Origin of the sequence: Rhodococcus sp. 15-649-2-2, assembly GCF_002258645.1 — a bacterium.
GTDB lineage: Bacteria > Actinomycetota > Actinomycetes > Mycobacteriales > Mycobacteriaceae > Rhodococcoides.
Genome location: NZ_NPFM01000022.1, coordinates 93456 through 105327 on the forward strand (window position 1 = coordinate 93456; position 11872 = coordinate 105327).

At 65.6% G+C, this 11872-nt stretch carries 13 protein-coding genes; 4 read left to right on the forward strand and 9 right to left on the reverse strand.

The genetic code is table 11. From position 1 onward, the window contains the following. Positions 1-8 precede the first annotated feature (8 nt). Positions 9-788 carry a PIG-L family deacetylase gene (locus tag CH305_RS14375; protein WP_032401899.1) on the reverse strand — a complete coding sequence of 260 codons (780 nt, stop codon included), beginning with the start codon at positions 786-788 and terminating at the stop codon, positions 9-11. Between the two features lie 86 nt (positions 789-874). On the opposite strand from CH305_RS14375, the gene CH305_RS14380 reads away from it, so the two are divergent. Then, positions 875-2527, forward strand: a complete 1653-nt coding sequence (locus tag CH305_RS14380) for an alpha/beta hydrolase (RefSeq protein WP_373454564.1) — start codon at positions 875-877, stop codon at positions 2525-2527. Positions 2528-2699: 172 nt separating this feature from the next. Further along, entirely contained in the window at positions 2700-3068 is a 369-nt protein-coding gene (locus CH305_RS14385; RefSeq protein ID WP_094704042.1) for a DUF4440 domain-containing protein, read from the forward strand. A 131-nt stretch (positions 3069-3199) separates the two neighbouring features. On the opposite strand, the gene menE is transcribed toward CH305_RS14385, so the two are convergent. Genes menE through CH305_RS14410 form a run of 5 tightly spaced genes read right to left on the reverse strand, consistent with a single transcriptional unit; the run spans position 3200 to position 6487 of the window. After that, complete coding sequence (menE, locus tag CH305_RS14390; RefSeq protein ID WP_094704043.1) at positions 3200-4336, reverse strand: o-succinylbenzoate--CoA ligase; 1137 nt, start codon at positions 4334-4336, stop codon at positions 3200-3202. Between the two features lie 10 nt (positions 4337-4346). Further along, entirely contained in the window at positions 4347-4661 is a 315-nt protein-coding gene (locus tag CH305_RS14395) for a DUF3349 domain-containing protein (protein ID WP_032380420.1), read from the reverse strand. A 4-nt stretch (positions 4662-4665) separates the two neighbouring features. Further along, positions 4666-4995: a DUF3349 domain-containing protein gene (locus CH305_RS14400; protein WP_037153701.1), complete on the reverse strand. Its 330-nt coding sequence runs from the start codon at positions 4993-4995 to the stop codon at positions 4666-4668. Positions 4996-5019: 24 nt separating this feature from the next. Continuing rightward, the gene (locus CH305_RS14405; protein WP_032380422.1) at positions 5020-5307 is read right to left on the reverse strand and encodes a hypothetical protein; all 288 of its coding nucleotides are present in this window, start codon (positions 5305-5307) and stop codon (positions 5020-5022) included. 7 nt (positions 5308-5314) lie between these two features. Next, positions 5315-6487, reverse strand: a complete 1173-nt coding sequence (locus CH305_RS14410; protein ID WP_094704044.1) for an inorganic phosphate transporter — start codon at positions 6485-6487, stop codon at positions 5315-5317. A gap of 186 nt (positions 6488-6673) precedes the next feature. On the opposite strand from CH305_RS14410, the gene CH305_RS14415 reads away from it, so the two are divergent. Both CH305_RS14415 and CH305_RS14420 read left to right on the forward strand, forming a co-directional pair. Then, entirely contained in the window at positions 6674-8023 is a 1350-nt protein-coding gene (locus CH305_RS14415) for a hypothetical protein (protein ID WP_037153889.1), read from the forward strand. Between the two features lie 102 nt (positions 8024-8125). Further along, on the forward strand, positions 8126-9409 hold the full coding sequence (locus CH305_RS14420) for an EAL domain-containing protein (protein WP_242459141.1): 1284 nt from the start codon (positions 8126-8128) through the stop codon (positions 9407-9409). Here the strand turns inward: CH305_RS14420 and CH305_RS14425 are convergent. The 3 genes from CH305_RS14425 to CH305_RS14435 all read right to left on the reverse strand — a co-directional run bounded on the left by CH305_RS14425 (position 9406) and on the right by CH305_RS14435 (position 11867). Next, positions 9406-9786: a VOC family protein gene (locus CH305_RS14425; RefSeq protein WP_032380425.1), complete on the reverse strand. Its 381-nt coding sequence runs from the start codon at positions 9784-9786 to the stop codon at positions 9406-9408. The two genes, CH305_RS14420 and CH305_RS14425, sit on opposite strands and share 4 nt — an antisense overlap. A 76-nt stretch (positions 9787-9862) precedes the next feature. Continuing rightward, complete coding sequence (locus CH305_RS14430) at positions 9863-10933, reverse strand: diguanylate cyclase (protein WP_256983755.1); 1071 nt, start codon at positions 10931-10933, stop codon at positions 9863-9865. A gap of 40 nt (positions 10934-10973) precedes the next feature. After that, positions 10974-11867 (reverse strand): 1,4-dihydroxy-2-naphthoyl-CoA synthase, encoded by an 894-nt coding sequence (locus CH305_RS14435; RefSeq protein ID WP_032401906.1) that lies wholly within the window; start codon positions 11865-11867, stop codon positions 10974-10976. Positions 11868-11872 lie beyond the last annotated feature (5 nt).

Sequence of the window (11872 nt, forward strand, 5' to 3'; positions counted from 1 at the left end):
GCGGGGTGTCACAGTGGCAGCGAGGTCTCCGTCAGGCCGACGCCACCGGTCCCGCGCAACTTCCTGAACCATTCGGTGCCGAAGGCGGTGGTGAGTTGTTCGATGGGCATCTGCAGAAACGGACCGAAATCGCCGACCTGGGTCTCGTGCGCTTCCATGGCTGCTCGCTTCGCCGCGATCACGCTGGACACGTCGACCACCGTGGTGATCTCGGTTTCCGGCAGTCCGAACGTCTCCATGTCCGGCGGTGACGCCTCCTCGCCCCAGTGGGGATTTGCCTCCATCAGTCGGCGCATGTGATCGCGGTTGGTCGTGGTTTCGTACACGTACCTGGTCTCGGCGATCTCGGTGGCGCGCTTGCCGACCACGTGCACCTGGATGTGGTCCGGGTGGCCGTATCCACCGTTCGGGTCGTAGATGGTGACGACGTCGGCCTGCTCTTCGAGCAGCACGTCGGCCAATCGCCCAGCCGCGGTGTCGACGTCGACGTTGCAGAAGGCCTCCGGGTTGGCATTTTCCGGAGTGCCCGCCATGCCGGAATCGGCGTAGTGCAACCGAACGATGCGGTCCACTCCCAGGACGGCGGCCGAACGATCCAGCTCGATGCGTCGGCGCTCTGCCAGTGTCTCGCCGTCGGTGAGGATCCCGTCCGGAAACTCTCCGAGGGCACCGTCGGTTGCCGTGACGAGAACGACGCGATGGCCGGCATCGGCAGCCAGACGCATCACCCCGCCGGTGCCGAACACTTCGTCGTCGGGATGTGCATGGAAGCAGACCAGAACACTCATGCGTTGAATGCTTGCACGTCGAAGTGGGTGCAGCCCAGTCGGCGGGCCAATACGATCGTCGGGTGACCACACAGCGGTCGGCCGCGATACGTTCGTACTGGCGGGATTCACGAGCGGATCGGTACTGCCGCGCACTACATCCCGTCGGGATCTTCTTCGCGCTCGTGTTCTACGCGCTGTCGATGACTCCGTCCCTGCTGCCCCGTGCGTGGTACCTGCAGGCGGTGGCCACCGGTATCAGTGTCGCGATCGGTTACGGCGTGGGATGCCTCATTGCCTGGGTGATCCGGCTCTGCGGAGTGTCACCGGACTGGTCGCAGCAGTGGCGTCGACGTGGGTGGTGGGCGCTGGCCGTGGCTGCGGTGGTGGTGATTCCGCTGTTCCTGATCCTCGGATCCTGGTGGCAGCAGATCGTCCGCAAGCTGGTCGGCGTGGAAGACCCCGGCCGGCCGCTCTACGTTGCGGTGCTGCTGCTCTCGTTGCTGGTAGCGGTGGCGGTGCTTGCTCTCGGCCGCCTGCTGCGCAGAGCGACTCGTGCGTTGACGCGCTGGGGCAAGCAGTACGTTCCGAGGCCGGTGGCGAGGATCGCCAGCGTGATCGTGGTTGCGCTGCTGGTGGTCTTCGCTGTCAATGGCGCATTGATTCGGGGAATTGTGGCCGTCGCGGAGAAGTCCGCATCGACTGCCGATCGCGGCAACCACGATGGGGTGGAAAAGCCTACGGCCGCCGAACTTTCGGGTTCGGATGCCTCGAACGAGGAATGGGATTCGCTGGGGCAGGAGGGTCGACGGTTCGTCGTCTCGGGAGCATCGCCCGACGAGATCAGCGACTTCACCGGAAGACCTGCAGTGCAACCGATCCGCGCGTACGCCGGAGTCGAGTCGGCCGACACCGTCGAGGGCGTCGCAGAGCGCGTGGTGGCCGAACTCGAACGTACCGGCGCATTCTCGCGGGCCGTGCTCGGTGTAGCGACCACCACCGGACGTGGGTGGGTCAACGAATCCGTGGCCGGCCCCCTCGAGTATCTGTACGACGGTAATTCGGCAATTGCGTCCATGCAGTACTCGTTCCTGCCGAGCCCGATGGCATTTCTGGCCGACCGCCAGACCCCGCAGGATGCCGGACGAGCCCTCTTCGAGGCGATCTACGCGGTGTGGAGCGAACTTCCGGAAGATTCGCGCCCCAAGTTGGTGCTGTTCGGCGAGAGCCTCGGTGCCTACGGCGGGCAGGATGCATTCAGCGGTGCCCAGGACATGATCGCGCGCATCGACGGTGCCCTGTGGGTCGGCAACCCGAACTTCACACCTCAATGGGCCCGCATAACCGGTGGACGCGACGCCGGTTCCCGCGAGATCCTGCCTGTCATCGACAGCGGCGAACACGTCCGTTTCGCCGGGTCTTCCGGTGACCTCGACATCGGCGGGCCGTGGGAGGAGCCGCGAATCGTCTACTGGCAGCACGCATCCGACCCCATAGTGTGGTGGTCACCCGATCTGATCCTGGGCCGACCCGATTGGCTGAACGAACCGCGTGGCACCGACGTCGACCCTGGAGTGCAGTGGTTCCCGTTCGTCACGTTCTGGCAGTTGACCTTCGATCAGGTCTTCTCCACCGACGTCGACGACGGTCATGGCCACAGCTACGGAGCCGACGCGGTGCGGATGTGGGCCGACATCCTCGATCCGCCCGGCTGGACGGACGCAGACGTGGAGCGACTGTACGAGAAAATGGCGGGTTGAGCTGATCGTCCGCTGCCCCTGACCATGCCGCTGCCCCTGCCCCTGCCCCGGCCCCCGATCGAGCGCAAACGCGCGCGCGTTTGCCAGACGCGCGCGAGTTCGCTACCTCGGCGCCATCTATTTCGCGCGCACCTGGCGAATGCGCTCGCGTTCGTGCGTGAGACAGTGACTCATGTCGCCCAACGATGAGCCCTGTTCGGGCACCGACCTGTCGACAGTTCTCGAGCTCGAGCGAGAGTTGCAGACCCCAGAATGTCGACGCAACCGCGGGCGGCTGGTCAGTCTGCTCGCCGACGACTTCACCGAAGTGGGAGCCTCGGGCGCGGTGTGGGACAAGGCGTCGATCCTCGACCTGCTGGACACCGAAGATTCCGTCGAGATCGAGGTGCTCGAACCGGTTGGGCGATCAATCAGTACGGATTTGGTTCTGGTGCACTGGATTTCGCGACAGTCGGGCATGCGGACGCGTCGAACCTCGCTGTGGCGTCGCATCGAATCGGGATGGGAATTGGTGCACCATCAAGGCACGCCGCTGAACTGACCGCCGCAAACGCGCTCGCGTTTGCCGAACGCGCGCGGGTTTGCCGAATGCGCGCGGGTTCGCCAACTATCTCGCGCGCACCTGACAAACGCGCTCGCGTTTGCGCCCGAACGAGCCGAGCAGCGGCCCGCTCAGCGCTTCCCCAGCATTGCCCGCAATTCTGCGCGGTTCAATTTTCCCGGGCCTCGGGTCGGCAGTGATTCGACCAGAAACAATTCACGTGGCGCGGCCGTGATGTCCAACGTCGATGCGACGTGAGAGCGTAACTCCGCCAACGTGACCTGCGCTGAGGCGACCACCGCGACCACCACTTTCTGGCCGAGGCGCTCGTCCGGCAATCCGACGACCGCGCACTCTCGGACTGCGGGATGCGTTGCCAGCGCCGCTTCGACGACCTGCGGTACGACGGTCAAGCCACCCGTCGAGATGGCCTCGTCGAGTCGGCCGGTAATGCTCAATACCCCGTCGACCATTGTTCCCGCGTCGTCCGTGCGGAACCATCCCGGCTCGGCGAACGCCGGGTGATCGGGTAACCCGCGATATCCCGAGGCCAGGGTTCTTCCGCCCAACACGACCCTGCCCTCGTCGATGCGCACCACCGTGTTGCGTAACGGAACTCCGTCGTAGACGCAGCCGCCTGCGGTTTCGCTCATGCCGTACGTCCGAACCAAGCGGATCCCTGCGGCATGTGCCTTCTCCCGCAACGGAATCGGCGTTGCCGCGCCGCCCAGTAACACGGCATCGAGCGAGGCCAACGCAGCCACGGCCTCGGGGTTCTCGAATGCCTTCACCAACTGGCCGGGAACCAGTGACGTGTAGCGCAGGGGACCCGACATCCGGCCCACCGACTCGATCAGGGCGACCGGGTCGAATCCGTGGGACACATCCATGATCACCGGCGAGGTTCCGGCGAGCACGCTGCGCAGCAAGACCTGCATCCCGGCGATGTGGTGTGCGGGCAGCGCCAGCAGCCACGAGCCAGGCCCGCCGAGCCGCTCCTCGGTGGCCGTCGCCGACGCGACCAGAGCGGATGCAGACAGCATGGCGCCCTTGGGTATTCCCGTTGTGCCCGACGTTGCGACGACCAGTGCGACGCCGTCCTCGATAGGTGTGCCGGGTGCCAACGCGTCGTGCAGGCGTCGGATCTCGCGCGGGTCGTCGGCGGGGACGGGAAGTACGGCCGGTCCGTCACCGGCCAGCACACGGCTCAGCCGCGGCAGGATGTCTGCCGCGGCTGGTCCGGTCGGTATGGGAACGCTCTCGAGCACACGTGCGAGGTTAGTCCTCGCGGCGGAGCGTGAACGGGTCGGCCAGTGGCCAGCCACCGGCGGCGAGGTTCGCGCGTACCCGGTTGACGTCCTCTTCCCGGGGCATCTCGTTGGTGACCTTGGTGATGGTGACGGAAATACCTGCTTTGTCGGCAGGCAGCTGACCGTCGGCGATGAGGGCATCCATCACCGACTGCACTTCGTCATCGGACAGTCGCCGATTCAGAAGAGCAAGGAGGGGAACGTAATCCGCTTCGGGTACCCCGTCGGGATACCCACCGCGAAGCCACCCGACGATCGAGTGGAGGAACGACGGGACCGACATGGACTTACAGGGCCGCCGGATCCGCGAGCGGCCAGCCACCGGCTGCCAGCCGCGCCGAGACACGAGAGATGTCCTCGGCCGTCGGCTCGGCGTCGATCTGTTCGCGGATGTACGTCGCGATCTCGTCGTGCGAGATGGCACCGTCGTCGAGTGCGCCGTTGGCGGGAGAGACCAGTTCGAGAACGATCTCCTGCACCTGAACGTCGGTGAGTGCGGCGCGGCGCAGGAGCGCAACGAGCGGGAAGCGGTCCTTGGGCGGAACGCCCTCGGGATATCCGGCTCGGAGCCATTCGAGCACCGAGGCCGGAAATGCGGTCTTGGTGGAGTCGGTCATGAGAGCTGTACCCCTTCTCGGGTGTCAGAAGACGGAGATGCCGAATGTGCTGTCGAGGAAGTTCTTCATGATGAAGAGGATTCCGGCCACGATCGCGACGACGACCACTGCGAAACAGAGGACGGCCGCGGCAGTGGCGACGGCCGGCCGGGCCACCCGGGTGGTGCCTGCGGCGGTGGCCTCGTCCGAGGGCTCACCGACCGAGAGTGCCTTGAGTCCGAAAGCGAAGATCGCGGGCAGTCCGGCACCGAGCAGGAGTCCGACGAGAACTACCTGCCAGAGCGAATCGAGCGTGTGCTTGAGGGTTTCCATGGTGTCTTCAGACCTTCGCGGGGGAGTCGGCTTCGGTGGCGGCGGGAACGAGTCCGCCGTCCCACTCGGCGTTCACGTTGTCCGGATCGACGGGTTCGCGGCGCGAGCGGATGTACATGACAGTGGCCAGGCCGACGAGGATGGCGAAGACCACGAGGATGCCGGGCAGACCGCCGATCGTGTGTGCGAGCAGCCAGCATGCGGCACCGACCACTCCGGCGAGCGGAAGGGTGATGACCCAGGCGACGGCCATGCGGCCTGCGACGTTCCATCGCACTGCGGCACCGGGCTTGCCGAGTCCCGATCCGAGGATCGAGCCGGTGGCAACCTGGGTGGTCGAGAGCGGGAGGCCGAGGTGGCTCGACGTCAGAATGATTGCTGCAGAGGATGATTCGGCGGCCATGCCCTGCGGAGATGCGATCTCGACCAGGCCCTTGCCCAGGGTGCGGATGACGCGCCAGCCGCCGAGGTAGGTGCCCAACGCGATGGCGAGTGCACAGGTGACCTTGACCCACAGGGGCATCTCGGCATCGGGTGAGACGGTGCCGTAGGCAACGAGCGCCAGGAAGATCACGCCCATCGTCTTCTGGGCGTCGTTGGTGCCGTGCGCGAGCGAGACGAGCGAGGCCGAACCGATCTGGCCCCAGCGGAATCCGCGCTCCTTCGACTTCTCGGGAACTGCGTCGGTGATGCGGTAGATGACCCAGGTTCCGACGGTGGCCACGAGTCCGGCGACGATGGGGGCGAGCACGGCGGGCAAGACGATCTTGCTCCACACCCCGTCCCATACGACACCGCTGGTTCCCAGCCCCGCCATGGTGGCACCGATGAGGCCGCCGAACAGTGCGTGCGAGCTGCTCGACGGGATGCCGAGCAGCCAGGTGGCGAGGTTCCACAGGATGCCGCCGACGAGGCCGGCGAAGATGATGGTCAGCAGGGCTTGGCCGCCGGTGTCGCCGAGGTTGACGATGCCTTTCGCGACGGTGGCAGCCACCTCTACGGACAGGAAGGCGCCGACCAGGTTGAGGACGGCAGACAGGGTGACCGCGACTTTAGGCTTCAGTGCCCCCGTCGCGATCGACGTCGCCATGGCGTTGGCGGTGTCGTGGAAACCGTTGGTGAAGTCGAAGGCCAATGCCGTCACGACCACCACGAGAAGTACGAGGAATTCAGCGCTCACGGTGGAAAGTGTGGGACATGAACGTTGTTTCGCGGAAATTTCTTGCGAAGTGTTCTTCTTGGGCGCTGTGAAGTCGCCCGCAGTTCACCTCCCGTTCACCTTTTTGCCTTATATGTCCAATTTCGACGTGTCGCAGCACACGGCGGTCGTCGCCTCGAACCGAGCCGTTGTGGAACAGTGGAAACCGTGAAGGGATCGAGCATGGACGACGCGGTGTCGGCCGCTCTGTCGTATTTCGATTCCGTCGATCCCGCGCTCGCTGCCGATGCGCGTCTGGGGTGGGACGGTCTGGTCGGCGTGTCTCCGCCTGCGGGCCCGACTCAACATTCTGTGCAGTCCTTTCTCTGGGTCTATCTGCGGCACGCCGCGGAGGGTCCCGATCGCGGCGTCGACATCGCTCGCGCGCTCGGCGAGTTGCTCGACCGCCTCGGCCGCGTCGGATACGCAGACATCGCGCGCAGCGCGGTCACCGAGGAGCTCGTCCGAACACCCGACGACGCGGCCTGGTTGCAGAAGTACCGCGCGGCCACCGATCAGTCGGGCATCGGTGCCCTCGACACAGAACTGGTCACCTGGCAGGACGCCCCCACCGGCATCGAGCGGGTCATCGTCGAAAAGATCGGCGAGACACTGGAAGTGGCGACCATCGCCGGCGAGTTCGAACCGTCGAGGCCGGGTGGTAGACCACTCGGTGCCAACGCGCGGGCCATGCGGCGACGCGGCGTCACCGACGCGGTGTTGACCTCCGATCGCGGGAGGGACCACTCCGAGGCCGTTCTGCTGGAGCAACTGCTCGACCACCGCATCGAACTCTGGAGTGGTTACAGCGCACCGCGGGCAGAGCTCTATCTGGGGCTGCGCGACGCGCTGCACGATGCCGTCGAGCCGATGTACGGCTGCGTTCGCAGGCTGGAGACCTTCATCGGATGCATCGGCGACGGTGTCGCCTTGACCGATGCCGGCTACTTGCCCGACGAGTTGGTGGCAACCATCGCGAACACCGTTTTTCCTCCGAACGAGCGTCCCTCCCGTATCGGTCGTGAACTCGACACGGAGAAGATTCTCGTGCTCCGACGCCTGCTCATGCGGGTGCGTCTGCTGCGTCGATCCGCCGGACGGTTGGTGCCCACCGCCCGCACCCGGCAGCTCAGCTCCGACGGGCTGTGGCGTGTGCTCACCGGCGGCATCGTCGGCACTGGATATCACCCGGACACGATCGCCGCGGAGGTGATTCTTGCTCGCATGATCGTCGGTCAGGACGTCTCTGACGTGGAGACGAGCGCCGACGACCTGGCGCGACTGTTGCGTGCCGAAGGATGGACCCATGCAGGCGAGGCTCCGTCTCCCGAGCATGCCGAACCCCTGGCCAGGACCTTGGTGGCCGAGCTGAGCGCACTCGGAGCAGTCGAGTTCTCGGAAGGCGATCGTACGTCCGGATCGCACACTGCCGGATCGGTCGCGACCGAAGAAGGCAAGCGGCTCGCAGCTGCGGTACTGCGGCACCGTCTTCTTCACACGCGCTATCCGTCGTTGTGACCACTCCGAGTTGGGCTATCGGTCGAATCTGCCGAACTCGCCCGGTTAAGCTCACGTGGATCCGGTTCCAGAACGGGCCCGGTCTTGGGTGAGGAGATGCCGGTGGACGGTGAGGTCGCGGACACCGCGCGCTCCCAGTCTCGCCGACAGAGCGACTCCGCTCGTCGATATCTCGATTTCGAGGCGACCACTCCAGCGTTGCGTTCGACGGTCGAATTCGCCGCTCGCAGCGTCGGATTCGCCATCGCCCAGCTCAACGTGCTCGACGAAGACACTCAGTACACGCTGGTCAACGTGGGCGGGCCGCCGGTGTCCACCGTCGACCGAGCCGACACGCTGTGCGACGACGTGGTGCGAACCGGGGACCCCGCAGTCGTCGCGCTCGGGCGCGTGCACGCCACCACCCGGCAGCGCGCCATCCTCGACGACAACGGCATCGCGTCCTACGCCTCCGTTCCGTTGCGCGGTCGAGAAGGTCTGGTCATCGGCACCCTGTGCCTGCTCGATCGCACGCCGCGATCACTCTCGGGTGAGCAGATGCAGGAACTCGAACAGTTCGCGTCGGTGCTCGAGGAGCAACTCGATCTGCATCGCCGCGTCGGATCCGGCGTCATCCGCTTGGGCAGCGACAACGACATCGCCGACTCCATTGCCGACGGTCACATCGTGCCCTGGTTCCAGTCGATCGTGGATCTGCGGACCGAGGAGATCGTCGGCTTCGAGGCGTTGGCGCGCTGGCACCACCCCACCCGTGGGATGGTGGTACCGGCGGATTTCGTCCCGTTCGCCGAGGCCAGCGAACTGATCATCGACGTCGACCTCAGTGTGCTCACCCAGGCCGCCGCCGAGATGAAGAAGTGGCACGTCCACCGTCCCGACCTTCGGCTGACAGTCAACATTTCCGGACGCCACCTCGCCCACCCCGACGGCGTCAGCCACCTCGAACGCGCCATCGCGTCGTCCGGAGTGTCCCCGTCGTCGATCTCGCTCGAACTCACCGAAACCACCGCCGTGACACCGGGCCCGTTGCTGCGCCGGCACATCGACGACGTGCATCGGCTGGGCTTCCGGGTGCTGCTCGACGATTTCGGTTCGGGCTGGTCCTCGCTCGAACGGTTGGTGACATTGCAGCCCGACGGCATCAAGATCGACGGTCACCTGACACGGTTCGTCGATACCGTCGCCGGACGGGCGATGATCAGGTCGCTGGCCGGAGTCGCGAAGGACCTCGATCTGACGATGATCGTCGAAGGCATCGAAAGCCGCGAACAGGCCGACGCTGCACTCGAACTCGGGTGCACCCTGGCACAGGGGTACCTGTGGTCGCGGCCGCAGTCGGCGCAGTCGGTTCTTCGTACGATCGCCGACAGCGTGGGCAGCGGTTAGCGGTTGTCTCGTCGTAGCGGGTGATCCTGCGGGATCTGCACCAGCACGATTCGAATCCCGTCCGGATCCTCGATCCACATTTCGATCAGGCCCCACGGTTCCGTTCGCGCCTCGCGCACGATCGGAATCCCCGCTGATTCCAATTCCTCGGTTGCCGAATCGATGTCGCGTACTTGCAGCCACAGCGCGCCGGAGAACGTTCCTGGCTCGTCGCCGCGATGATGCGACGCGATCTCGAGCAAACCCTGGCCCACGAACAACACCGTGCCGCCGGGATACTCCCGAAACACGGCAAGAGAGAGGCCATCGCGATAGAACTCGAGGGTCTTCCGATAGTCGGCCGGCCGCAGAATTGTCCGAGAAGCGAGGATGTCCACCCCGCATGGATACCACGCTCACGTGTGGTCGTTCCGGATCATGGTCGTTCCGCGGGCTCCACTCGGCGGGTTCGACTCACAGCACGCTCTTGATCACCCGATCGCCGCCCGCAGCCTTGGCCTCGTACATCATCGAGTCCGCCACCCGTGTTGCGCGCGTGACGAGGTCGACGTCCTGATCCCACAGCGCCGAATCCCAGTACACGATGGCTGCCCCGATGCTGACGGTCACCGAGACGGAGTCGGCCGGGTCGCGTAGGGCTCGGCGCACTCCGTGGATCAGCGCGTCGATGTGCAATCGCGACGTCGACACCACGGCGAGGTACTCCTCACCGCCGGTGCGGGCGAGCACCCCGTACTCGCCGAGGTGGGATCCGAGCCGCTCGGCGACGCGCACGATGACCGCGTCTCCTTCCTCGTGCCCGTAGCGGTCGTTGACGGCTTTGAAGCGGTCGATGTCCACCACCAGCACGGCCACGCACCGATCCTGGTCCCGCCCGAGCAGCCACACGTCGTCCACCGCCGCATCGAGTCCGCGTCGATTGAGCAGCCCGGTGAGCGGATCGAGAAACGAACTTCGAGCGTCCTCGGTAAGGGCGGCCACCAGCAGATGCGAGGTCAGCGGAACCCCGGCGATCGCCAACAGCACCACGTTGGTGCGGAAGATCAACGATGCGATGTCCACGTCGTCGGCAGCGTGGGTCGCCACTGCAGCCGCGACAGTGCACGCCACTGCGAAGAACAAATGGGCCACCAGCCAGCGCGGGCTGAGGAAGAACGTGCAGAAGGTGCCGATCACGGCGAACAGTGCGCACGTGAGAATGGCGTCCACGATCGGGTTGATCAGGAGCGCGGACGCTGTGCCCAGGTCGGCGAATACGGCGAAGGCCACCACCCCCAATCGGCCGGGGAACGGCCTGGTGATCCACGCCGCCGCAACCACCACGACCAGGACGAGCAAGACGGCTTTCCAGCCGATCGCGACGACGCTCCGCGAGGTGCCGACGGAAAAGAGAGACACCACCGCAAGAGCGCCGTAGTTCAGCGTCAGGACGGCCATCACCCAGCGGATGAGTCGTCCGGTGGGACGCGAGTTCTGAAAATCCGCCATCCAGGCGTAGTCGAACGGCTGCAGAAACCAACGCACGAGTGCGTTCCGAGAGCCGCCTGGGGAGTTCACGAGCGGGTCAGAAATAACGAGGGAACGGTGACCAGTCGGGCTCGCGCTTCTCCAGGAACGAATCGCGCCCCTCCACGGCCTCGTCCGTCATGTACGCCAGGCGAGTCGCTTCACCGGCGAACAACTGCTGGCCCACCAGGCCGTCGTCCTGCAGGTTGAACGCATACTTGAGCATCCGTTGCGCCTGGGGGGACTTCGCGTTGATCTTCGCGGCCCACTCGATGGCCGTGTTCTCGAGCTCGGCGTGATCGACCACCTTGTTCACCGCGCCCATGCGGTGCATCTCCTCGGCCGAGTACGTCTCGCCGAGGAAGAATATCTCTCGGGCGAACTTCTGACCGACCATCTTGGCCAGGTACGCGCTGCCGTAGCCACCGTCGAAGCTGCCGACATCGGCGTCGGTCTGCTTGAACCGAGCGTGCTCGCGGCTCGCCAGCGTCAGATCGCACACCACGTGCAGGCTGTGGCCCCCGCCCGCTGCCCAGCCGTTGACCAGACAGATGACGACCTTGGGCATGAATCTGATCAACCGCTGTACTTCCAGGATGTGCAGGCGGCCGGCGCGAGCCTTGTCGACCGTCTCGGCCGTTTCACCGTCCGCATACTGGTAACCACTTCGTCCACGAATGCGCTGATCTCCGCCGGAGCAGAAGGCCCAGCCGCCGTCCTTGCTGCTCGGCCCGTTTCCGGTGAGCAGCACCGTTCCCACGTCGGAGCTCACCCGTGCGTGCTCGAGCGCGCGGTAGAGCTCGTCGACAGTGTGCGGCCGAAACGCGTTTCGAATCTCGGGACGATCGAACGCAACTCGCACGGTCGCATCCGACACGTGCCGGTGATACGTGATGTCGGTCAGATCTTCGAAACCGGGAACGGGGAGCCACAGCTCGGGAGTGAAGGTCACGGGCG